Raw genomic sequence first — 22,068 nt, forward strand, 5'->3', positions numbered from 1 at the left:
CAGCCGAGGGCGAAAATGAAAGCGAGGGACAAGCCCATTGCGGCCCCTCGGACGAAGACATCAAGCCGGGGAACATGATGGACCAGGATCTGAAGGAAGCCGCACTCGAATATCATCGCTTGCCGACGCCGGGAAAGATTTCCGTGGTGCCGACCAAGGCGATGGCCACCCAGCGCGATCTGGCGCTGGCGTATTCACCGGGTGTGGCGGAGCCTTGCCTGGTCATCGCCAAGGACCCGCTACAGGCCGATGTGCTGACGGCACGCAGCAATCTCGTCGCCGTCATCACCAACGGCACCGCTGTGCTCGGCCTCGGCAATATCGGCGCGTTGGCCGGAAAGCCGGTCATGGAAGGCAAGGCGTGCCTGTTCAAGAAGTTCGCCGGAATCGACGTTTTCGACATCGAACTCGCCGAGGAAGACCCCGACGCGCTGATCGAGACGATCGCCAGGATGGAGCCGACCTTCGGCGGCATCAACCTGGAGGACATCAAGGCGCCGGAATGCTTCTACATCGAGAAGAAGCTCCGCGAGCGGATGAAGATACCGGTGTTCCACGACGATCAGCACGGCACCGCGATCATTGCGGCCGCGGCGATCCTCAATGGACTGAAGCTGGTCAAGAAGGACATCGCGGACGTCAAGCTGGTTTGCTCCGGCGCCGGCGCCGCTGCGCTCGCTTGTCTTGATCTGATCGTGAGCCTTGGACTGCGGCGCGAGCGGATCATCGTGACCGACGCCAAGGGTGTCGTTTATGCCGGCCGCTTGGAAAGCATGGACGACAGCAAGGCGCGCTATGCCGTGAAGACGGATGCGCGAAGCCTGGACGACATCATTGCGGACGCGGACATCTTCCTCGGCCTGTCGGCCGGCAAGGTGCTGACGCCTGATATGGTCAAGAAGATGGGCCGCGATCCGTTGATTTTCGCGATGGCCAATCCGATTCCTGAGATCATGCCGGAGGATGCGCTGGCGGTGCGTCCCGATGCGATCATCGGCACCGGGCGTTCGGACTACCCCAACCAGATCAACAATGTGCTTTGCTTCCCGTTCATCTTCCGCGGCGCGCTCGACTGCGGCGCGACCACCATCAATGAGGAGATGAAGCTTGCGACGGTCCGCGCGCTCGCGGACCTCGCCATGGCGGAGGTTCCGGAAGTCGTCGCCGCCGCCTACAAGGACGAAGGACTTCGCTTTGGCCGCGACTACCTCATTCCAAAACCGTTCGACCCGCGCCTGATCGACATGATCGCGCCGGCGGTAGCCAGGGCCGCGGTTGACAGCGGCGTCGCCCGACGTCCGATTGCCGATATGGATGCCTATCGCCAGCAGCTGGGTCGGTTCGTCTATCAATCCGGCAACGCGATGCAGCCGGTCTTTTCCGTGGCCAAGGGAAGCGGGAAATCCCTCGTTCTGGCCGAGGGCGAGGATGAGCGCGTGCTGCGCGCGGCGCAGGTCATCGTCGACGAGGGGATCGCCAGGCCGCTGCTGCTTGGCCGGCCGGCGACGATCGACGATCGGATCGCGGCGTTCGGGCTCCGGCTCAAGCCTGGCACCGACTGCGAGATCATCGATCCGCACGATGCCGAGGTCTATTCCAAATGCGCCGAAGTCTACCACGCGCGGAGGAAGCGCGATGGCGTGTCGGCCGCGCTGGCGCTTTCGGAGACGCGGAGCAACGCGACCGTGCTTGCGTCGATCCTGCTCGAACGGGGCATCGGCGACGCTATGCTGTGCGGCGTGATCGGACGGACCGCGGATCACCTGGCTGCGATCCGCAACGTGATCGGAACGCGGGAGAACGTGCGGACACTAGCCGTGATGCAGATGCTCATTCTCCCGCAGCATCAGCTTTTCATTTGCGATACCCACTGCAATCTCAACCCGTCTGCCGAGCAGGTTGCCGACATCGCCTTGCTGGCAGCCGAGGAGGTCAAGCGCTTCGGTATCACGCCGAGGGTGGCGCTGCTGTCGCATTCGAGTTTTGGGAGCTCGGCGGTGCCGGAAGCGCACAAGATGCGGGAGGCGCGTGCGATCATTCGCGGGCGATCGCCCGATCTGGCCGTGGAGGGCGAGATGCGCGGCGACGCGGCGCTCTCGCAGTCCGTGCTCGATCATGAATTCCCCGATTCCGGCTTCGTCGGTCCGGCCAACGTGCTGGTGATGCCCAATTTGGATGCCGCCAACATCTCCTACAATCTGTTGCGGATGGCCGCGGGGCAGGGGCTGACGGTCGGCGGGATTTTGCTCGGCGCGGCAAAGCCGGCGCATATTCTCACGCCATCATCCACTGTCCGCCGCATCGTGAACATGGCTGCAGTCGCCGTCGCGGATGCGGTTTCCGAGCGCGCCTGACCGGAAGGACATGATTGGGCGGACGTGAACGCGATCGGTCGAGGCCATCATGAGTGAGGTGCAATCGGGAAAGCGGCGGGTCGTGATCGTCGGCGGCGGCGCGGGCGGACTGGAGCTCGCGACCCGGCTCGGCGACAAATACGGCCGCAAGGGAAAGCTCGACGTTACGCTGATCGAGCGCAACCGCACCCATGTCTGGAAGCCGAAGCTGCACGAGATCGCGGCCGGCAGCATGGATATCGCCGCCCATGAGGTCGACTATCTCGCGCAATCCTATTGGCACGGCTTTCGCTACCGGATCGGCGAGATGATCGGGATCGACCGGGAGCAGCGCCAGGTGCAGGTGGCGCCGTATCTCGATGCCGAAGGTCGCGAGGTGACGCCGAAGCGCAGCTTCGACTATGACGTCCTTGTCATCGCCGTCGGCAGCCAGAACAACGACTTTGGCACGCCTGGTGTCGTGGATCACGCGATCAAGCTCGAATCGCAGGTCGATGCGAAGCGCTTCCACGAACGCATGGTCAATGCGTGCATCCGCGCCCACGCCCATTCGTCACCTCTTGGGGAGCACCAGTTGAAGGTCGCAATCATCGGCGCCGGCGCGACCGGAGTCGAGCTTGCGGCGGAGCTGCACCGGACGACGCGGGAGGTGGTGGCCTATGGCCTCGATCAGGTCGATCCGCACAAGGACATCAGGATCACGCTGATTGAAGCCGCGGACCGGGTGCTTCCCGCGCTGCCGGAACGGGTTTCGCAAGAGACGGAGAAACTCCTCGTCAGGCTTGGCGTCGATCTCTTGGTCGGCGCCAAGGTTTCCGAGGTCGGTTGCGACCATGTCAGCCTGACCGACGGCCGGACGATTCCTGCCGAGCTGATCGTCTGGGCCGCCGGAGTCAAGGCACCGGATTTCCTGAAGGATATTGCCGGCCTCGAAACCAACCGCATCAATCAGCTGGTGGTGCGGCCGACCCTGCAGACCACGCGCGACGACAACATCTTCGCGATCGGCGACTGTTCGGCCTGCTCATGGGGCGAACGGGGCAATGTGCCGCCCCGCGCCCAGGCGGCGCATCAGCAGGCCTCCCACCTCTATTCCCAGATCCCGCGGCTTCTGCAGGGCGAGGCGCTCAAGGATTATCGTTACCGGGACTTCGGATCGCTGGTGTCGCTCGGCGAATTCAGCACGGTCGGCTCGATGATGGGCGCGCTGGTGGGTGGCAGCCTTGTCTTCGAGGGGCTGTTCGCCCGGATGATGTACCTGTCGCTGTACAAGATGCACGAATACGCCCTGCACGGTCCGGCGAAGGTCGCGCTCGACACGCTGGCCCGCCTGATCACCCGGCGGACCGAGCCGCACGTCAAGCTGCATTGATTGCGGTCGCGGAGGAGATCGATGTCGTGATGGACCAGCTCACCGTCTGGCAGGCCGCCAAGAGTCCTGCCACGCTCAAGGTCATCCTGATCGGGGTGTGCATGACGCTGCCGGGCATCATCGCCCACACCGGATTTTCCTGTCGCGTATTCCCAGGCAAGACCATAGAGTTGGCCCATGCGTGAGTGGTCGTCCGCAGTGGCCGGCGCGCCCCGCTTTGTGCTGGTTCACAAGATGACGGAGCTTCCATCCCTGGTGAACATCAAGGGGCCTCCCAAAGTCGGTTTGGTGATGCCCATTTCCACGCGGTGGCTGGTTCGCGGCGCGCTTGCCCTTGCGCTGGTCGCCGCGGCATCGTGGCTTGGATATGCGATCACGTTTCGCCGCGGGCTCGACCATTTGCACGCCGCGGCGCAGCAGCGGCTGGCGGTCGAGGCCGCCAGGCTCGACGGTTATCTTTCGAGATTCGAATATCTGCCGTCCCTGCTGGAGACGTCGCCCAGTGTGTTCCGGCTGCTCGAGGCCCCCAGCGATCCTGCACTGCAGCAAACCGTCAGCCTTTATCTGAAGTCGATCAACCTGCTTGCGGGCGCCGACAACCTCTATGTCCTGGGCGTCTCCGGCGCGACGCTGGCCGCGGCCGATTTCGACCAGCCCGGGACACCCTTCGGCGAAAACCTGTCGTATCGCCCCTATGTGAGCGAAGCACTCGCGAGCGGCCGCGGAGCGTTCTTCGGCATCGGCATCACGACGGCGCGCGCCGGCTACTATCTGTCTTATGCGCTGAAGGTGGGCGGCACGACGAAAGGGGTCGCCACGGTCAAGGTCAATCTGGATTCGTTCGAGCGTGCGTGGCGCAACACCGAAAACGACATCCTTCTGGTCGACGAGCGCAAGGTGACGATCCTTGCGTCGCGCGACGAGTGGCGCTATCGCCCGCTGGCGCCGCTGTCGGTCCAGACGCGCGATGACATTGCACGGTCCAAACCCTACGGAAACCACGACCTGGCGCCACTCGGATGGACCTTCGCCGCCCAGTCCGAGAGCGACGCCGCCCGGATCACCACGCAGAACGGAACCGCCTACACGGTCAGCGAGCTTCCGATCAACCGCGGCTTGTGGAACCTAGTCCTTCTCGATGACGAGGCGCCCACACGGCAGATCGCACTCATCATCGGGGGCATATCCGGGCTCGTCGCCGTCGTTGCGCTGCTGGCGCTCGGCCTTGTCGAGCAACGCCGGAGAGAGATCAAGCACCGGCTGGCCAGCCAGGCCGCGTTGCAGACGGCCAACGACATGCTCGAAACGAGGGTGCAGGAGCGCACTGCCGAATTGCGGGCAGCGCAAGACGAACTCGTTCACGCCGGCAAGCTGGCCGCGCTCGGCCAGATGTCGGCCGGCATCGTGCACGAACTGAACCAGCCGCTGGCTGCGCTGCAGACTGCTGCCGACAATGCGGTCCTGCTGGTCGACCGCGGGTCGATCGGCGATGCCCGTGGAAACCTTACCCGAATTGGCGAGTTGGTACGCCGGCTCGGACGCCTGACCAGCCAATTGCGGGTTTTCGCATACAAGTCGAGCAGCCCGCTTGATGCGGTCTCCGTCGAACAGGCCGTCGCCGAGGCGCTCAAGATACTCGCCGGGCGCGTCAAGGACGGCGGGGTCGCCGTCGCGACCGATATCGACGCGAAGCTGGCCGTCGTTGCCGATCAGACACGGTTGGAGCAGCTGTTGTGCAACATCGTGGCGAATGCTCTGGATGCGGTGGAGAGCGTCGAACAGAAGTCGATCCTGATCCGGGCGAGCAGGGAAGAGGCGCAGACCGCGCGCTGCCGCATCGCGATCAGCAACAGCGGGCCCGCGATCGCGTCCGGTGTTCTGCAGCGCATGTTCGAACCATTCGTGACGACCAAGCCCGCCGGCAAGGGGTTAGGCCTCGGCCTGATGCTCTCTAATCACATCGCGCGCTCCTTCGGCGGCGAACTGCGTGCGCGAAACCTGATGCCTGATGGTGCCGAGTTTGTCGTGATCCTTCCATTGGCTGAGATAGCAGAGGCGGCTTCGCATGGGCGATGACCAATCGATCGGCGTGATCTATGTCGAGGACGACGACGACGTACGGATCGGCGGCGTCCAGGCGCTCGAGCTCGCAGGATTTTCCGTCTCCGGATTTGCCTCGGTCGAGACCGCCAACGGATCCGTTCGTGCCGACATGCCCTTCGTCGTGGTCTGCGACGTGCGCCTGCGCGGGCGGAGCGGCCTTGACTGGCTGTCCGATCTGCGTCGGCTGGACCAGGATCTCCCGGTGATCCTGATCACCGGTCACGGCGATATTTCAATGGCCGTGCAGGCGATGCGGAGCGGCGCCTATGACTTCATCGAGAACCCGTGCTCCTCGGAGCAGCTGATCTCGGTGGTGCGCCGGGCGGCGGAAAAGCGGCGGCTGACCCTGGAGGTTCGTTCGCTGCGATCGGCCCTGGCGGATCGCCAGGGAATCGAGGCGAGCCTGCAAGGCCGATCGCCGCAGATCCAGGAAGTGCGCCGGCTCGTCTCTACCCTGGCCACGACCAATGTCGACGTCACGATCTATGGTGAAACCGGAACCGGCAAAGACGTGGTCGCGCGCTGTCTGCACAATCACAGCGGTCGCCGCGGCGGCAACTATGTCGCGGTGAACTGCGGCGGCCTTCCGGAATCGCTGGTCGAGAGCGAGCTGTTCGGCCACGAGGTGGGCGCGTTCACCGGTGCCACCCGGCAACGGATCGGAAAGATCGAATATGCCAATGGCGGGACGTTGTTTCTCGACGAGATCGAGAGCATGCCGCTGAGCGTCCAGGTCAAGTTGCTAAGGTCGCTGCAGGACAGATCCATCGAGCGCGTCGGAACCAACAAGCCGATCTCGGTGGACTGCCGCGTCGTGGCCGCGAGCAAGGCGAATTTGTTCGAACTGAGCGAAAAGCGGCTGTTTCGTGCCGATCTCTACTATCGCCTCGGCGTCGCATTCATCGAGCTGCCACCGCTGCGCGAGCGGCGGGAGGATATCCCGCTGCTGTTCGAGCATTTCACCCTGGACGCGGCGCGGAGGTTCGAGCGTGATGCGCCGATCCTGGACGAGCAGACCATGTCGCATCTGCTGGCCTATTCGTGGCCGGGCAATGTGCGCGAGCTTCGCAACGTAGCCGATCGTTTCGTGCTTGGTGTGCTCGACCGCAAGACGATCAACAAGGCGGGCTTCGGTACGTCGGATATGTCATTGCCGCGGCAATTGGAGAACATCGAGCGATCGATCATCGAGGACGCGCTGCGCCGCAAGCAAGGCGACGTCCAGGCGACCGCCGCGCTCCTGAGCATCCCGAAGCAGACACTGTACGACAAGATCAAGCGCCTCTCCGTCAGCGTCGACGGGATCAGGGAGGGCGCTGTGCGCTCCGGCTCCTGAGACTGCGGTGAGCGATTGCGGCGCCGGGAGCAGCGGAAGTCCGCACCGCGCGGGCGCCCGGATAGATAGCAGGCTCTCGGTGAATGCGAGGGCAAACGGCGCCGGTAGAAGCTGCCCGAGATCGGAAGCGAACCAGGCAATCTTGCCTAGCGAGGGACGTCATGAATCGGCCATTCAACATGCCCGACGAATTTGTCGAGGGCTTCATGAAAGCGGGAGAAAGCCTGTGGCGGTCGCTCGGGTGGGCGACGAACGTCGATCGCGAGGGGGCGAACCTCGGCTCAACCCTGAATTCGTCGGAACGCTTCGCCGAATTGCAGGCGGATCACCTCAGGCGCCTGTACCAGCTCACCGAGCACATCATCAGATCGGCATCCGGGGTGCCGAGCGAAGGGGGCATCGAGCCTGCGCGTGGCGATCGCAGGTTTAACGCCGAGGAATGGCGGGACAACGCGGCCTATAGCGTTTTGAAGCAATGCTATTTGCTGAACGCGCGCTATTGCGTCGACTTCGTCGAAGCGCTCGATCTCGATGAGAAGGAAAAGCATCGCTTGCGCTTCTTCACGCGCCAGCTTGTCGAGGCGATGAGCCCGACCAATTTCATCGCCACCAATCCTGACGTCATCAAGCTTGCGACGGACAGCGAAGGTCAGAGTCTCAAGGCCGGTCTCGACAATTTGATGACCGATCTGGGCAGAGGCAGCCTCACGATCACGGACGAGGAAGCTTTCGAAGTCGGAAAGGACGTCGCCACATCAAGGGGCGCGGTCGTGTTCGAGAACGAGCTGTTTCAGCTCATTCAATATGAACCGGCGACCGCGCAGGTGACGGCGCGGCCGCTGCTGATCGTGCCGCCCTGCATCAACACGTTCTACATTCTCGACCTGCAGCCGGCCAATTCCTTCGTCCGCTTTGCGGTCGAGCATGGTCTGACCGTTTTCATGGTCTCCTGGCGCAATCCGGATGTCTCATGCGGGCACTTTGCCTGGGACGACTACGTCGAACAGGGCGCCATGCGCGCGATCGAGGTGGCCCGGTCGATCTCCGGTGCCGACAAGGTCAACGTGGTCGGCTGGTGCGTCGGCGGAACCATCCTGTCGTCTGCGCTGGCGATCCTGCGGACGCGGCGTGACGAATCGGTCGCCAGCGTGACATTGCTGACGACGATGCTCGACTTCCGCGAGCCGGGAGATCTCGGCGTGTTCGTGGACGAGGAGGGGGTGCGGCAGCGGGAGCAGACCATCGGCAATGGCGGCATCTACCGCGGTTCGGAGCTCGGGTTTGTGTTCCAGACCCTGCGCTCGAAGGAGCTGATCTGGCCGAACGTGATCAATAACTATCTGAAGGGAAAATCGCCTGAGCGTTTCGATCTTCTGTTCTGGAACGCCGACGTGACCAACCTGCCGGGGCCGATGTATTGCTGGTACATCCGGAACATGTACCTGGAGAACAACCTTCGGGAGCCGAACCGCCTGACGATGTGCGGAACGCCAATCGATCTCGGACGGGTCGACCTGCCTGCCTACGTCCTTGCGACCGTTGAGGATCACATCGTGCCTTGGCGATCGGCCTATCGCACCACGGGCCTGTTCAGTGGCAACACCCGCTTTGTGCTGGGCGCGAGCGGGCATATTGCCGGCGTGATCAACCCCGCCTCGAAGAACAAGCGAAGCTATTGGCTGTCGGACGAGCGATGCGACGACCCGGCGGCATGGCTGGCGGGCGCGGCCGAAAAGCCGGGCAGCTGGTGGAACGACTGGATCGCATGGCTCAAGCCGTGGGCTGAAGACCAGGTGCCCGCCCGCCCGCAACTCGGCAGCAATCTCTATCCTCCAGGGGAATCCGCGCCAGGCCGATACGTGATGGCCAAAGCGAACTGACAGCGATAGCGAGCCGTGTGAGCGCTGCTTCGGATGATTTCCGGCGCTCTGGACGGCTCGGCCATCACTTCAGGTAGTCCGGCAAGGTAAACCCGTCATAGAAGCGGTCGGAGAAGATCGCGGTCTTGAAGGTCTGCGATTTGTAGCCGGCAACGATGTCCTGCGCCCACGCCGCATCCGCATTGGCCTTCTTGACGGCGACCACGTTGATGTAGGGCGTCGTCATCTTTTCCAGCGCGAACGCATTGGTCAGCTTCAATCCGCTGTAGATCGCGAAATTGCCCTGGATCGCGGCGAAGTCGACGTCGTCGAGCGCGCGCGGCGCCTGGGCTGCTTCCAGCGGCACGATCTTGATGCCGCCGGGGTTCTTGATGACGTCGAGCTCGCTGACGTCGACCGGCTTTGAGTCGCGAATTTCGACGAGGCCGAGGTCGCACAGGATCCACAATGCGCGCTGCAGATTGACGGGGTCGTTGGGCACCGCGATCGTCGAGCCCGGCCTGATCGGCGTGCCCGGCGGGTGCTTCTTGGAATAGAGCCCCATCGGCGGCGTTGGCACGTGGACGATTCCGACGAGATCGGTGCTCTGCCGCTCGTTATAGGAGTTCAGGAAGATCGTGTGCTGCATCACGTTGGCATCGATCTCGCCCTTGAACACCGCGTTGTTGGCCTCGAGCCCGGTGGAGAACTCGACATATCTGATGCGATAGCCCTTGTTCTGCAGCTCCGGCGCCACGCCGACCTTGAACTCGTCGATATAGGGGCCCGGGACGAAACCGACTTTCAACTCGGGCTTGGCAGGCGCCTCGGCGCGCACGGTGGTACTGATCACGGCGCCAAGAAGCAGGAGAGCGGAAAGCCAGGAGAAGCGCGCAGTCTGCATGGTCGTTATTGCGTCCTTGATGGGAGCCGTGCGGCAGCACTTGCCGCGGAAGGCCGAACGATTTGGGAATGGGAAGCGTTCAGGCGATCGCCTGAATCGAGCCGGAAAAGACGCTCGGCGGCCGATTCAGGTCGTAATGATCGCGCAATGTCGTGCCGGCGTAGTCGTCGCGGAACAGGCCGCGCTTGCGCAGGATCGGAACGACCTGCTCGGCAAAGACATCGAATCCGCCGGGCAGCCAGGGCGGCATGACGTTGAAGCCGTCGGCGGCGCCGTTCTCGAACCAGGTCTGGATATTGTCGGCGATCTTCTCCGGTGGACCCGCTATCACCCAATGGCCGCGCGCGCCGGCAAGGCGCTGGACCAGCTGGCGGATCGTCGGCTTCTCGCGGTCGATGATGTCGACCACGAGCTTGAAACGGCTGGCCACGCCACGCGCACCGTCGGTGTCGATCAGATGGCGCGGGAACGGGCCGTCGAGATCGAAACCGGAGAGGTCGAGCCCGATCATCTGGCGCAGCTGGGTCAGCGAATATTCCGGCTGGATCAGTTCATTGAACTCGTCCTGCAGCCGATCCGCCTCGGCTTGCGTGCTGGCGATGAAGGGGCTGATGCCCGGCAGGACCTTGATCTGATCGGGGCTGCGGTCGAAGACGCGCGCCTGACGCTTGATGTCGGCGTAGAATTCCTGGGCGCTCGCCAGCGTCTGATGCGCGGTGAAGATCGCTTCCGCAAAGCGCGCGGCAAAGGCGCGGCCGTCGTCCGACGAGCCCGCCTGGACGTAGACCGGCCGTCCCTGCGGCGTCCGCGAGATGTTGAGCGGCCCGCGAACCCGAAAATGCTTCCCGACGTGGTCGATCGCATGGATCTTGCCGGTATCGGCAAAGACCCCGGAGACGGGATCGTTGATCAGCGCGCCGTCTTCCCAGCTGTCCCAGAGACGAGTGATGACGTCGAGATATTCCCGTGCCCGCTCGTAGCGTTCGTGATGCGGCGGATGCTCCGGCAGGCCGAAATTCTGCGCCGCCTGCGCCGTGCTTGTCGTCACGATGTTCCAGCCGGCGCGGCCGCCGCTGAGATGGTCGAGCGAGGCGAACAGGCGGGCGAGGTTATAAGGTTCGCTGTAGGTCGTCGACGCGGTTGCGATCAGGCCGATCCTCTTGGTGGCGACCGCGATTGCGGCGAGCCAGGTGATCGGCTCGAAGCGGAAGCGCTGCGCGTAGTGGACATTGTCGGCCAGGGCCGGTCCGTCGGCAAAGAAGATCGCGTCGAACTTGTGCGCTTCGGCCTTCTGCGCCAGCTCCTGATAAAAGGTGACGTCGAGGATGCGGTCCGCGGCGGAGCCCTTGTAGCGCCACGCCGCCTCGTGATGGCCGCCCGGATAGATGAAGAGATTGAGAGAAAGCCGTCGATCGCTCATGCCTGAAACTCGGGAATGTTGGTGGTGTCAGTTGCCGGCCGACGCCTTGCGCGCAAACGCGAAACGCAAATAACGCTCCAGGATCAGCCCCTCCGGCGTTCGTTTGGTTTCGACCAGGCGTGCAAATGCGCTGCGGACCTGTTCACGTTCGGCCGGCGAGAATGCCTCCAGAAAGTTGCCGAAGGCGCTCGCTTCCGACCAGCGGAGCAGCGAATTTGCATCTGCATGGACGTCGGTCAGCGCGCGCAACTCGCTGCGGTAATCGGTGAAGCCGCCGGCGACAAACAGCGGCCTGAGCTCGCCATCGGTCAGGCCCAGCACCGGGTTGGAATCCTGGCGATGATCGGCGAGCCCTGCCTCGGCGATGGCCTGGCGCAGCAGTACGCGGGACTGATGCGGACGCGACGGGTCCTGCACGTTCAGCCCAAGCCGGCCCCCCGGCTTCAGCACCCGGTGGATCTCCCGCAAGGCGCCGCTCTTGTCGGCGATCCAATGGAACACGCTGTTGAGATAGACCGCATCGAACTGGCGGTCATCGAAGCGCGAGAGGTCCTCGGCCCGGCCGGTGTGGAATTGCAAATTGTCCGACTGGCGAAGCCGCGCGATCTCGATGCGGCCGGCGAGCGGATCGATGCCGATCACCTGACCGTTCGGTCCGACGAGACCTGCCACGAATTCGGCGAGGCGGCCGGTGCCGGTCCCGATGTCGAGGACATGCTCGCCGGATTTGATCGCCAACGGTCCGATCAGGAATTTGCCGTGACGGAACTGGACCAGCCCGGCTTCATCGTAGGAACGAGCCAGCTCCGGAGTATCGTGGTCGAGGCTGATGGCGCCACTCGTTTGCGGCATGTTCGATGATCCATGATTGCGGCGCTGCGCGCGCTTCGGCGTGCGAGCTGGACTTTGACTCTACGTCGGTGATCGCAAGCCTGTCGATGAAATGAACTTGCTTTGTTGCGTGGGAAGCAAGCACTCACCTTGTGAGTTGATCGGCGATGTTAGACGAGTGCAGCCGTCCCGACGAAATCGGCAGGCGATTAGCGCTGATCTCGCGCGTGAGACGGCGCAGTCTTGCGGTTTTTGCGCGCAGCCGGAGCAAGCAAGGCGATGATCGCCGCAAATATTTCAACGGCTGCGTCGACCGCGAAGCGATCGTTGCGCGCCGTCGAAAACAAAGCTGGTTTCGTTTCATTGACTGGGGATCGTTCGCTTTTACGATTTACAGCGTCAAAGCGAGGCCGATCAACATGCCGCAATCCGATCCCGACAGCGTTGCCCGCGAAGCCCTGCGCCTGATCGGACCCGATCCGCAAAACTGGGTGCCCGATCGCGACGGGATTGATCACAATGCGGTCGTCGTCGGCGGCGGACAATCCGGCTCGGCATTTGCGTTTGCACTGCGGCGGGCCGGGATCGGCAAGGTCTCGGTGATCGATGCCGCGGCCGACGGCAGTGCGTCGGGCGTCTGGCTGACGAGTGCGCGGATGCACAAGCTGCGCACGCCCAAAAGCTTGCCGGGCCCCGAGCTTGGTCTGCCCGGTCTCGGATTCCAGGCGTGGTACGAGGCGCGCTACGGCGCAGCCGCGTATGACGCGCTCGATCGCATTCTGCGGCTCGACTGGGCCGCCTATCTCGACTGGTATCGCAAGGTCACCGGCGTCGGCGTTCGTTACGGGACGCGGCTGGTTCGCATCGAGCCCGCGGGAGATCATCTGCGACTGCATCTCGCGCAGGGCGATCGCACGACAGTCGAAACCACGCGAAAGCTTGTGCTCGCGACCGGCTTTGCCGGCAGTGGTGGCGCCCTTGTTCCAGACGTGCTGCGCAATCTGCCGAAGCAATTTCATGCGCATACCTCGGAGAAGATCGACTTCAGGACCCTGCGGGGTCGGTCGGTCGCGGTGGTCGGAAGCGCCGCGTCGGCATTTGATGCCGCCGCCGTCGCGCTCGAAGCCGGCGCGCGCGACGTCCATCTCTATGCGCGGCGCGGAACACTGGCTTCGCTCCCGGTGATCCGGATCCGGGGCTATCCGGGTGCCTACGACAATTACGGAGCTTTGCCGGATGCGGTACGCTGGCAACAGGCGATCCGCTTCCGTCGCGCCGGCTCGACGCCGCCACCGGATGCGATCTCGCGCGCCGTCGCGTTTCCCAATTTTCATCTCCATTTGGGCGCTCCATGGCAGGCGGTGAGGCTCGAAGGCGGGCGTGCCGTCGCGGTGACGCCGCAGGGTGAATTTGCGTTCGACTTTGCCATCGCCGGCACCGGATATTCGGTGGACCTCGGCGCGCAGGCCGAGCTTCGCGACTTCACAAACGAGATCCTGCTGTGGCGTGACCGGTTCACGCCGCGTGATGATGAGAGGGACGAGACGCTGGCGGCGTACCCCTATCTGGGATCGGGGCATGAATATCTGGAGAGGGAGCCCGGCCGCGCGCCCTTCCTGAAAAATATTCATGTCTTCAACCCGGCGGCTTTCGTCAGTTTCGGCTTGCCGGTCGGCGATGTCCCGAGCTTCAGGCGCGACGTTCCCGCCGTTGTGGCACGGATCAGCCGCGATCTGTTTCTGGAAGATCTGCTGGCGCACGAAGCGCGCATCAACGGATCGATCGCAGACGATTTCGGCGCTGAGCTCTACGCACCGGCCGTGTGGCGGCCACCGGAGTACGTCGCGGCCGAGTAGGTCAGAGCAGCACAGCATTGAATTCATTTGTCTCCGCCGTCGCTCCCGCGACCGGCGCATGGTGGAGCCTTGTCTGGGAGATCGCGGTGGTGAGAGCACGATCATGAGCAGCACGACGACTATTGATAACGTCATTCCGCGCGCGGACATCGTCAAGCGCGCGGCGAGGCTTGGAGCGGAGATCAGGAACGTCAGGCTGTCGGGCGATCTGTCCGACGAGGTCATCCGCGCCGTCAACCAGGTGCTGCTCGAGCACAAGGTGATCTTCTTCCGCGACCAGGGGCATCTCGACGACGCCGAGCAGGAGCGCTTTGCGGTGCGGCTCGGCAAGCTCGTACCGCATCCGACGGTCGGGGCAATCAAGGGGACGTCGTCGATCCTGGAGCTGGATTCGGGGCGCGGCAGCGGCCGTGCCGATCAATGGCATACCGACGTGACCTTCGTTGACGTCTATCCGAAGATCTCGGTCCTGCGCGGGGTGGTGATTCCGCCCTACGGCGGCGACACCGTCTGGTCGAATACGGCAGCGGCTTACCTCGACCTGCCGGCACCGCTGCAACGGCTCGCCGACGAGCTGTGGGCGGTTCACAGCAACGCCTATGATTATGCCGTCAAGGCCCGCGCAAGCGAGGCCGACCGCAAGCATTTCGACGAAGTGTTCACCGGCACGGTCTACGAGACCGAGCACCCCGTGGTGCGCGTTCACCCCGAGACCGGTGAGCGGACGCTGGTGCTGGGCAACTTCGTCCAGCGTTTCGTCGGCTTGCCGAAATATGACGGCCAGAAGCTGTTCGACCTGTTCCAGTCGCACATCACGGCGCCCGAGAACACCGTGCGCTGGAGCTGGCAGGCCGGCGACGTCGCGATCTGGGACAACCGCGCCACCCAGCACTATGCGGTCAATGATTACGGCGATCAGCACCGCGTGGTGCGCCGTGCCACGATCGACGGCGAAGTGCCGGTGTCGATCGACGGCCGCCGCAGCGTGACGCGCATCAAGGCACCGAAGCAGCAGGCCGCGAAGGCGGCGTGATCCCGATCCGATCGAGCGGAGTTGCGAACATGAATGCATTGATCCGAATCCTTCGCGCCCGGCGTTTCGCCGCGCGCGCGGCCGCGCGGCTCATCCTCGCCGGTGCCGTGGCACTGGGGCTGGCGGCTTCGGCTTTCGCCGAGCCGCCATTCGAAAAGACCGAGATCCGCTACCAGGGTTGGGCCGGCCAGGTGACGTTCACCGAGCTCGCCGAAGACCTCGGCTATCTCGCGCCGCTGAAGCTCAAATGGGTCGGCAACACGATCAGCGGACCGCAGGACATCCAGACCGTCGTCACCGGCGACATCGACATCGGTGGTGCGTTCTATGGCGCGATTCTCAAGCTGATCGCGGCGCGGGCGCCGATCAAGGCCGTGGTCGGTTACTACGGCTCCGATGCCAACACCTATGAGGGCTACTTCGTGAAGGAGGACAGCCCGATCAAGGCGGCGCGCGACCTGATCGGCAAGAAGGTTGCGGTCAACACGCTGGGCGCGCATCTGGAATTCGTGCTGCGCGAATATCTGGCCCGTAACGGCCTCAGCGCCGGCGAGGCCAAGCAGGTGACGCTGGTGGCGATCCCGCCGGTCAGCAGCGAGCAGGCCTTGCGGCAAGGTCAGGTCGAAGTTAGCGTGCTCAGCGGCGTGCTGCGCGACAAGGCATTGGAGCGTGGCGGCATCCGCTCGCTGTTCGCCGATACCGACCTGTTCGGCCAGTTCACCGGCGGCGCCTATGTGCTGCGCGACAAGTTCATCAAGGACAATCCCAACACCGCCCGCAAGCTGGTGGAAGGGATTTCGCGCGCGATCCAGTGGGCGCAGACAACGCCGCCAGAAGAGGTGCGGGCCCGGTTCGAGAAGATCATCGCGGAGCGCAAGCGCAATGAGGATGCATCCTCGATCAAGTACTGGAAGAGCACCGGGGTTGCGTCCAAAGGCGGCCTGATATCGGACGGTGAGATCCAGGTGTGGATCGACTGGCTGGTCAAGGACGGGCTGTTCAAGCCGGGGCAACTCAAGGCGTCCGACACCTACACCAACGAGTTCAACTATTTCCGTCCCGGCAAGACCGCGGAGGCACGATGAGCTCGGTCAAGATCCGCATCGAGCAGGTCCGTAAGGAGTTTGTGACGCGAGGCGAAGGCGGCCGGCCGGCAGGTCGCTTCACCGCGCTGGAGGACATCACGCTGGATGTTCGTGCGGGCGAGTTCCTCGCGCTGGTGGGTCCGAGCGGTTGTGGCAAATCCACATTGCTCGACCTTCTGGGCGGGCTCACCGCGCCGACCAGCGGCCGTATCCTGCTCGATGGCCGGCCGATCGCCGGACCTGCACGCGATCGCGGTATCGTTTTCCAGCAGTACGCCCTGTTTCCGTGGCGAACTGCGGCGCAGAACGTCGAGTTCGGGCTCGACATCGCAGGCCTCAAGGCGAGGCAGCGGCGCGAGATCGCGGAGCATTTCCTCGATCTCGTCGGCTTGTCCAGCTTTGCCGACCGCTATCCGCACGAGCTTTCCGGCGGTATGAAGCAGCGTGTCGCAATTGCGCGAAGCCTTGCGTATGATCCGGAGGTGCTGCTGATGGACGAGCCGTTCGCCGCGCTCGACGCGCAGACGCGCGAGACGCTGCAGGGTGAACTGCTGCGGATATGGCGTGCCACCGGCAAGACCATCGTCTTCATCACCCATGGCATCGACGAGGCCGTCGTGCTCGGCCAAAGGGTGGCGGTGATGACCTCGCGCCCGGGGCGGATCAAGCAGGTGGTTGATATCCCCGAGCGCTTGCGCAGCGAATCCGAGGATGTGCGGTCGCTGCCGGAGTTCGGCCGCGTGAGGCACAAGGTCTGGAGCCTGCTTCGCGAGGAAGTGCGGAAGGCCCAGCAGGGCCAGTTGGCGGATGGTGCCGGCGCACGCCGTGCGGGCCCTGAAGCTGCGGAGGTTGCTCATGTCTAGTCTCGAAATGCTGACGTTGCTGGAACTGGCGCATGGGCGGCGCGAGCAGGCGGTGGAAGGCCGACTCCCGCCGATCACGAGTCGGTTGCGCGCAGGCATCCGCGGTCTGGCGGCGCGCGGGCGACGTTCGTTGTTACTGATTGTCCTGCTCGCCGCCTGGGAGGCCGCGCCGCGGCTTGGGCTGATCGATCCGGTGTTCCTGCCGCCGTTCTCGGAGGTGATCGCGGCCGGCTGGCAGCTCGCGCAAACCGGCGAACTCTATGACGATGTTTCTGCCAGCCTGCTGCGCGCCCTGAGCGGATTTCTGATCTCGGTTGCCTTGATCGTACCGCTTGGCCTTGTCGTTGGCTGGTACGCCCGGCTCGGCGATCTCCTGAACCAGTTCATCGAGATCTGCCGCAACACCGCGCCGCTGGCGCTGTTGCCGGTGTTCATTCTGCTGCTCGGGATCGGTGAGCTGTCGAAGGTCACGATGGTGATCTACAGCTGCGCCTGGCCGTTGTTGCTCAACACCATCGCCGCGGTGAAGCAGGTTGACCCCTTGCTGATCAAATCGGCGCGGACCATGGGAGCGACCCCGCAGCAACTGTTCCGCAAGGTGATCCTGCCGGCCGCGCTTCCCACGATCTTCGTCGGCATTCGCCTGGCCAGCGCATCGGCCATGCTGGTGCTGGTGGCTTCCGAAATGGTCGGGGCCAAGGCCGGTCTCGGCTATCTCATCATCAACAGCCAGTACAGCTTCCTGATCCCGCAGATGTATTTCGGCATTCTCGGAATCACCGTGATCGGCCTGGCGTTCAATGCCGTCCTCGAGGCGATCGAACGGCACTTCATGCGCTGGAAGGCGCCGGTGTCAGCCTGAGACAAGGAACGTCTAGCCAGACGCCGGCGTATTGCGCGCCGTGGCCTGGGTCACCACGCTGTTCGGCGGAACATCCCTGGTCAGCCAGACATTGCCGCCGATGGTGGAGCCGCGGCCGATCGTGATCCGGCCGAGGATCGTCGCGCCGGCGTAAATGACGACATCGTCTTCGACGATTGGATGGCGTGCGTCGCCCTTGATCACATGTCCCTCGTCGTCGGTCGGGAAATGCCGCGCGCCGAGCGTGACCGCCTGATAGACACGGACGTTGTTGCCGATGATCGCAGTCTCCCCGATCACGACGCCGGTGCCGTGATCGATGAAGAAGCCCGAGCCGATCTGGGCGCCGGGATGAATGTCGATGCCGGTCCGGGTATGTGCAATCTCCGACATCAGGCGGGCGACCAGCCGTGCGCCGATCTGGTAGAGGAGATGGGCAAGGCGATGGTGGATGATGGCGGTCATCCCGGGATAGCCAATCAGGATCTCGGGAAAATTCCGCGCGGCCGGGTCTCCAACAAATGCCGCCCGCAGATCGTTGATCAGAAGTCCGCGGACCGACGGCAGCTGCGTAGCGAACGCCCGCCTCAGCTCGATCGCCTCTTCGTGCACAAAGCCTGGCTCCAGCTCGTCGCCAACGAACAATGCGCCGCGATGAATCTGCGCGCTGAGGGAATCCAGTGCCGTGCTTAGCGTGTTGCCGACGAAATAGTCGATGTTCTCGCCGTCGAGGTCAGATTGGCCGTAGTGTCGCGGGAATAGAGCCTCGGTGAGGCCGTCGAGGATCGCCTCCAGCGCCTCGCGAGAAGGGGCACGATGCGCCTCGCCGTCCCGCCGGATACTATGGGTCTCCTCGCGGGACGTGCGCAACTCGGCCACGATCCGGTCCAGCTGCCAGCGGCCCGGTGCTCTGCTGACCGCGCCGGCCGATGCCGGAGGCGACGGTGGCGGCATTTCGCGTTTCATGCTTTGCCTTTCCCTGTCCTAACGGACATGCGCCAGAGGAATGCTGACCTCGGCCAGGAGATCGAGATCGGCTTCGTGATCGATCTGCACATATTGCCCATTCCAGTAGGTGAGGCCGGTTGGGCGATGCGATAGTTCCATGCTGGAGAGGCGACCCACGATGATGCCGTGCGAATGCCGCTCGATGATCTCCTCGACCTGGCATTCGACCATGGCCAGCGAGTGTTGCAGCAGCGGGACGCCGGAAGGGCCATATGTCCAGGCCGTTCCCTCGAAACGCTGCATGCCTTTCAGGCGGCCATTGCTGAAACGCTCCGCCAGCGCCTGCTGGTCGGAGCCGAGGATATTGACGCCAAACAGCCGATGACGGGCGATCGGGGCAAAGCACGAGGCCTGCCGGTTGATGCTGACCAGCAGCCGCGGCGGAGCGGCGCTGAGCGATGTCAGCGAGGTGACGGTCATCCCGGTGATGTCGTCGCCTTGTCCCGCGGTGATGATCGAAACGCCGCCGGCGAGGCGGCGCATCACGAGCCGAAACTGCTGCTCGATCTCATGGTCGGCATCGACCAAATGGAGGTCCGGCTTGCTCATCGAGTCTCTCCCCTCTCTTCGCTTCGCTTCGCCGGATCGTTTCCGATCAGAAGAAGCCCTTGGCAGGTAGCGGCGTGCCGCTGATCTCATATTGCCCGATCGAACGGGCCTTGAAGCTGTTTGGATTGTGCGACGCCAGTGTCCGCGCGTTGCGCCAGTGGCGGTCGAAGTTGGTCGCCTTCTTGGTGGCGGACGCGCCGCCGACGTCAAACAGCAGGCTGCCACTGCGGATCGCAAACTCGTCAGCGACGAGCTTTGCCTTTGCCGAGAGCAGCGCCGCCCTGTGGGCGGCATCGACAGCGCCGGCGTCGCCGGCGTCGAATGCATCGGTGGCGGCGTCGAGCGCCTCCGCCGCCGCGAGCACGACGGTCTCGGCCGCAAACGCCCCGCTCGCGATCTGACCGACCGTTTGCTGCAGCAACGGGTCATCCGCCGGAATTTCGCTCGGCGCATAGTAGAAGGTCCGCTTGCGCGATCGCACCAGCTCGGTGGCGTCCTGCAACACGGCGCGCGCGATGCCGGCGTTGATGGCGGTCAGGAACAATTGCGCGAATGTGTTGGAGTAGGGAATGCCGTATCCGGTATCGGGTGCATCGAACACCGTCTCCTGACGCTTGACGCGCACGTTGCGGAAATGCGTGGTGCCGGTCGCGGTCAGGCGCTGTCCGAGCCCGTCCCAATCGTCGATCAGTTCGATGCCTTCGCGAGCAACCGGGACGAGCACGGCCGCATTGGCGCCTGTCGTGTCGGCGGTGCGCACCAGAACATAGTCGGAATAGAGCGTGCCGGTGCTGTAGTATTTGGTGCCGTTGAGCAGATAGTCGTCGCCGTCGGCGGTCAGCGTCGTGTTCGGCGTGACATTGCCGACCTTCGGCGTATCGAGTTCGGTGGCCGCGAGCCCGATGATCGCTCCATCGGCGACGGCCTTTTGCCATTGCCGATGCTGCTCGTCCTTCGGCCGGCGCACCAGCCGCTCGACCACGCTGAAATGGTTGCGCAGGATATGCGCGACATTGGCGTCGGCTGCGCCGAGCCGGATGACGATCTCGAACAGGGCGCGGATCGACGCCCCCGCGCCACCGGCCTCGACCGGAAGCCGTAGCGCGCCGAGACGTGCCTTGCGGATGAGATCAATTTCAGTGAATGGCAGGACACGCTCGCGCTTGCTCGCACCCTCGGCGATGCGGCTCAGCAGCGCGTCGATGTCGGGGGGATGGCTATCCAGGCGGTCGGACGGTTGCAGTGAGGTGGCGGGCACGGGCTTGTTCATGGATGTCGACCTGGGATGGCGATGGTTGGTGATCTTGCTCGGTTGCTTGTTCGACCTGAGGTCGAATGCCGGCATCGTGCACATGTTGCAAACTGTCCCACGATTTTTCGCGGACAGAAATAGAGCGGTTTTTCAATTGTCGCGGGATTCGGAGTTTTCTGATTTGTCCGCGCGCGCCGAGCAGCAAGGAAAATCTTTTGATGCGCCGTTGCTTGATCTCGCGCCGCGATTTCCACACAAGCGGAGCGGCAAACGCCAATTCGGAGATCGCCAATGACGACACGACCGCTTCGCTTCGGCATCTGGGCGCTGGTGCACGGTTCGCGCGCCGCCTATCAGGATCCCGAAGAGCCCTATGATGCGTCATGGGAGCGCAACCGCGATCTCGTGCTCGCGGCAGAGGCGCTGGGCTACGACTCCACGCTGATTGCGCAGCACACGATCAATCCGCATCAGGAGGATCTCGATCAGCTCGAGGCCTGGAGCGCGGCGGCCGCACTGGCCGCGCTGACCAGCCGGATCGAGATCATCGCCGCGATCAAGCCCTATCTCTATCATCCGGTCGTGCTGGCGAAGCTTGCGCTCGGGATCGAGAACATCAGCCGCGGCCGTTTTGCGATCAATCTGGTCAATGCCTGGAACCGGCCCGAGCTGGACAAGGCAGGCATCGGCTTTGCGGAGCATGACGCCCGCTATGCCTACGGCCGCGAGTGGATCGCCGTGGTGTCCCGCCTGATGCAGGGCGAGCGGCTGACCTACAAGGGCGAGCATTTCGATATCAGGGACTATGTCTTGCGGCCCGGGAGTCTCTACCGGCCACGGCCGCTGATCTATGTCGGGGGTGACGGAACCGGCGCGCGCCTTGGTCGCCGATCATGGCGACGTCTGGTTCATCAATGGGCAGCCGCTCGACGACGTTGCCCGCCTGATCGCCGATGTCGCGGCCCGGCCGAGAACGGCGGCTCCACTTCGGTTTGGGCTGTCCGCCTTTGTGATCGCGCGCGAGACGCAGGCTGAGGCAGAGGGGGCCTATGAAAGGTTGCTCGATCTCTCAAGCAAGGATGCGCCGATCAAGGCGATCCAGAGGCAGAACACCGATCCCAAGGTCGTGATGATGCAGACGATGCAGAAATCGGCGCGGGTCGGCAGCAATGGTGGAACGGCTGCGGGGCTGGTGGGAAGCTATGACGAGGTGGCTGCGCGTATCCGGGCATTTCATGCCGCCGGCATTGAACTGTTCATGCTGCAGTTCCAGCCGTTCGAAGCCGAGATGGAGCGCTTTGCAAAGGAGATCATCCCGCGCGTGCGTCGGGCTCCAGTCACGGCCGATGGCAAGCCGGGCCTTCTGGCCGGCTCGCGGTGA

Annotated in this window: 18 protein-coding genes and 1 pseudogene; 13 read left to right on the forward strand and 6 right to left on the reverse strand. The window is 63.8% G+C overall.

Annotation, left to right across the window (positions count from 1 at the left end; genetic code table 11):
- Positions 1-77: 77 nt before the first annotated feature.
- From HAP54_RS20270 to HAP54_RS20295, 6 genes are all read left to right on the forward strand, one after another.
- The gene (locus HAP54_RS20270) at positions 78-2,354 is read left to right on the forward strand and encodes an NADP-dependent malic enzyme (RefSeq protein WP_166303158.1); all 2,277 of its coding nucleotides are present in this window, start codon (positions 78-80) and stop codon (positions 2,352-2,354) included.
- 49 nt (positions 2,355-2,403) lie between these two features.
- Entirely contained in the window at positions 2,404-3,726 is a 1,323-nt protein-coding gene (locus tag HAP54_RS20275; protein ID WP_166303160.1) for an NAD(P)/FAD-dependent oxidoreductase, read from the forward strand.
- 29 nt (positions 3,727-3,755) lie between these two features.
- Entirely contained in the window at positions 3,756-3,911 is a 156-nt protein-coding gene (locus tag HAP54_RS20280; protein ID WP_175619463.1) for a hypothetical protein, read from the forward strand.
- Complete coding sequence (locus HAP54_RS20285; protein WP_224741857.1) at positions 3,904-5,802, forward strand: sensor histidine kinase; 1,899 nt, start codon at positions 3,904-3,906, stop codon at positions 5,800-5,802. The genes HAP54_RS20280 and HAP54_RS20285 overlap by 8 nt, the downstream gene beginning before the upstream one ends.
- Entirely contained in the window at positions 5,792-7,165 is a 1,374-nt protein-coding gene (locus tag HAP54_RS20290; RefSeq protein ID WP_166303163.1) for a sigma-54-dependent transcriptional regulator, read from the forward strand. Before HAP54_RS20285 ends, HAP54_RS20290 begins: the two co-directional genes overlap by 11 nt.
- Positions 7,166-7,326: 161 nt before the next feature.
- Positions 7,327-9,045 (forward strand): PHA/PHB synthase family protein, encoded by a 1,719-nt coding sequence (locus HAP54_RS20295; RefSeq protein ID WP_166303166.1) that lies wholly within the window; start codon positions 7,327-7,329, stop codon positions 9,043-9,045.
- 64 nt (positions 9,046-9,109) lie between these two features.
- On the opposite strand, the gene HAP54_RS20300 is transcribed toward HAP54_RS20295, so the two are convergent.
- The 3 genes from HAP54_RS20300 to HAP54_RS20310 all read right to left on the reverse strand — a co-directional run bounded on the left by HAP54_RS20300 (position 9,110) and on the right by HAP54_RS20310 (position 12,200).
- Positions 9,110-9,928 carry a MetQ/NlpA family ABC transporter substrate-binding protein gene (locus HAP54_RS20300; protein ID WP_166303169.1) on the reverse strand — a complete coding sequence of 273 codons (819 nt, stop codon included), beginning with the start codon at positions 9,926-9,928 and terminating at the stop codon, positions 9,110-9,112.
- A 79-nt stretch (positions 9,929-10,007) separates the two neighbouring features.
- Positions 10,008-11,348 (reverse strand): LLM class flavin-dependent oxidoreductase, encoded by a 1,341-nt coding sequence (locus HAP54_RS20305; RefSeq protein WP_166303171.1) that lies wholly within the window; start codon positions 11,346-11,348, stop codon positions 10,008-10,010.
- Positions 11,349-11,375: 27 nt separating this feature from the next.
- Positions 11,376-12,200 carry a class I SAM-dependent methyltransferase gene (locus HAP54_RS20310; protein WP_166303174.1) on the reverse strand — a complete coding sequence of 275 codons (825 nt, stop codon included), beginning with the start codon at positions 12,198-12,200 and terminating at the stop codon, positions 11,376-11,378.
- A 398-nt stretch (positions 12,201-12,598) separates the two neighbouring features.
- Here HAP54_RS20310 and HAP54_RS20315 point away from each other — a divergent pair, with 398 nt between their 5' ends.
- From HAP54_RS20315 to HAP54_RS20335, 5 genes are all read left to right on the forward strand, one after another.
- Positions 12,599-14,035 (forward strand): FAD-dependent oxidoreductase, encoded by a 1,437-nt coding sequence (locus HAP54_RS20315; RefSeq protein WP_166303177.1) that lies wholly within the window; start codon positions 12,599-12,601, stop codon positions 14,033-14,035.
- A gap of 103 nt (positions 14,036-14,138) precedes the next feature.
- Positions 14,139-15,068 carry a TauD/TfdA dioxygenase family protein gene (locus HAP54_RS20320; RefSeq protein ID WP_166303180.1) on the forward strand — a complete coding sequence of 310 codons (930 nt, stop codon included), beginning with the start codon at positions 14,139-14,141 and terminating at the stop codon, positions 15,066-15,068.
- Positions 15,069-15,097: 29 nt separating this feature from the next.
- Positions 15,098-16,153 carry an ABC transporter substrate-binding protein gene (locus HAP54_RS20325; protein WP_166303183.1) on the forward strand — a complete coding sequence of 352 codons (1,056 nt, stop codon included), beginning with the start codon at positions 15,098-15,100 and terminating at the stop codon, positions 16,151-16,153.
- Positions 16,150-17,016: an ABC transporter ATP-binding protein gene (locus HAP54_RS20330; RefSeq protein WP_166303186.1), complete on the forward strand. Its 867-nt coding sequence runs from the start codon at positions 16,150-16,152 to the stop codon at positions 17,014-17,016. Before HAP54_RS20325 ends, HAP54_RS20330 begins: the two co-directional genes overlap by 4 nt.
- Positions 16,961-17,878 carry an ABC transporter permease gene (locus HAP54_RS20335; protein ID WP_224741856.1) on the forward strand — a complete coding sequence of 306 codons (918 nt, stop codon included), beginning with the start codon at positions 16,961-16,963 and terminating at the stop codon, positions 17,876-17,878. Before HAP54_RS20330 ends, HAP54_RS20335 begins: the two co-directional genes overlap by 56 nt.
- 12 nt (positions 17,879-17,890) lie before the next feature.
- Here the strand turns inward: HAP54_RS20335 and epsC are convergent, their stop codons facing one another.
- The 3 genes from epsC to HAP54_RS20350 are packed head-to-tail and all read right to left on the reverse strand — an operon-like array spanning position 17,891 to position 20,705.
- Positions 17,891-18,844 carry a serine O-acetyltransferase EpsC gene (gene epsC, locus HAP54_RS20340; RefSeq protein WP_414646208.1) on the reverse strand — a complete coding sequence of 318 codons (954 nt, stop codon included), beginning with the start codon at positions 18,842-18,844 and terminating at the stop codon, positions 17,891-17,893.
- An 18-nt stretch (positions 18,845-18,862) separates the two neighbouring features.
- Positions 18,863-19,435: a flavin reductase family protein gene (locus tag HAP54_RS20345; RefSeq protein WP_166303188.1), complete on the reverse strand. Its 573-nt coding sequence runs from the start codon at positions 19,433-19,435 to the stop codon at positions 18,863-18,865.
- A 46-nt stretch (positions 19,436-19,481) separates the two neighbouring features.
- Complete coding sequence (locus HAP54_RS20350; RefSeq protein WP_166303191.1) at positions 19,482-20,705, reverse strand: acyl-CoA dehydrogenase family protein; 1,224 nt, start codon at positions 20,703-20,705, stop codon at positions 19,482-19,484.
- Between HAP54_RS20350 and HAP54_RS20355 the strand changes: the two genes are divergently transcribed.
- Together HAP54_RS20355 and HAP54_RS20360 are read left to right on the forward strand one after the other, a co-directional pair.
- On the forward strand, positions 20,704-20,982 hold the full coding sequence (locus tag HAP54_RS20355; protein ID WP_166303194.1) for a hypothetical protein: 279 nt from the start codon (positions 20,704-20,706) through the stop codon (positions 20,980-20,982). The genes HAP54_RS20350 and HAP54_RS20355 overlap by 2 nt on opposite strands.
- A pseudogene (locus tag HAP54_RS20360) lies at positions 20,979-22,068 on the forward strand (LLM class flavin-dependent oxidoreductase). Before HAP54_RS20355 ends, HAP54_RS20360 begins: the two are co-directional and overlap by 4 nt.

This window comes from Bradyrhizobium sp. 2S1 (assembly GCF_011516625.5).
Taxonomy (GTDB): Bacteria; Pseudomonadota; Alphaproteobacteria; order Rhizobiales; family Xanthobacteraceae; genus Bradyrhizobium; species Bradyrhizobium septentrionale.

Bases quoted from the DNA above. Each gene is read 5' to 3' on its own strand.
- HAP54_RS20275 (WP_166303160.1), top strand. From the start codon at position 2,404: ATGAGTGAGGTGCAATCGGGAAAGCGGCGGGTCGTGATCGTCGGCGGC.
- HAP54_RS20345 (WP_166303188.1), bottom strand. From the start codon at position 19,435: ATGAGCAAGCCGGACCTCCATTTGGTCGATGCCGACCATGAGATCGAG.
- HAP54_RS20305 (WP_166303171.1), bottom strand. From the start codon at position 11,348: ATGAGCGATCGACGGCTTTCTCTCAATCTCTTCATCTATCCGGGCGGC.
- HAP54_RS20270 (WP_166303158.1), top strand. From the start codon at position 78: ATGGACCAGGATCTGAAGGAAGCCGCACTCGAATATCATCGCTTGCCG.
- HAP54_RS20295 (WP_166303166.1), top strand. From the start codon at position 7,327: ATGAATCGGCCATTCAACATGCCCGACGAATTTGTCGAGGGCTTCATG.
- HAP54_RS20290 (WP_166303163.1), top strand. From the start codon at position 5,792: ATGGGCGATGACCAATCGATCGGCGTGATCTATGTCGAGGACGACGAC.
- HAP54_RS20350 (WP_166303191.1), bottom strand. From the start codon at position 20,705: ATGAACAAGCCCGTGCCCGCCACCTCACTGCAACCGTCCGACCGCCTG.
- epsC (WP_414646208.1), bottom strand. From the start codon at position 18,844: ATGAAACGCGAAATGCCGCCACCGTCGCCTCCGGCATCGGCCGGCGCG.
- HAP54_RS20355 (WP_166303194.1), top strand. From the start codon at position 20,704: ATGGATGTCGACCTGGGATGGCGATGGTTGGTGATCTTGCTCGGTTGC.
- HAP54_RS20325 (WP_166303183.1), top strand. From the start codon at position 15,098: ATGAATGCATTGATCCGAATCCTTCGCGCCCGGCGTTTCGCCGCGCGC.
- HAP54_RS20280 (WP_175619463.1), top strand. From the start codon at position 3,756: ATGGACCAGCTCACCGTCTGGCAGGCCGCCAAGAGTCCTGCCACGCTC.
- HAP54_RS20320 (WP_166303180.1), top strand. From the start codon at position 14,139: ATGAGCAGCACGACGACTATTGATAACGTCATTCCGCGCGCGGACATC.
- HAP54_RS20285 (WP_224741857.1), top strand. From the start codon at position 3,904: ATGCGTGAGTGGTCGTCCGCAGTGGCCGGCGCGCCCCGCTTTGTGCTG.
- HAP54_RS20315 (WP_166303177.1), top strand. From the start codon at position 12,599: ATGCCGCAATCCGATCCCGACAGCGTTGCCCGCGAAGCCCTGCGCCTG.
- HAP54_RS20330 (WP_166303186.1), top strand. From the start codon at position 16,150: ATGAGCTCGGTCAAGATCCGCATCGAGCAGGTCCGTAAGGAGTTTGTG.
- HAP54_RS20335 (WP_224741856.1), top strand. From the start codon at position 16,961: ATGGTGCCGGCGCACGCCGTGCGGGCCCTGAAGCTGCGGAGGTTGCTC.
- HAP54_RS20300 (WP_166303169.1), bottom strand. From the start codon at position 9,928: ATGCAGACTGCGCGCTTCTCCTGGCTTTCCGCTCTCCTGCTTCTTGGC.
- HAP54_RS20310 (WP_166303174.1), bottom strand. From the start codon at position 12,200: ATGCCGCAAACGAGTGGCGCCATCAGCCTCGACCACGATACTCCGGAG.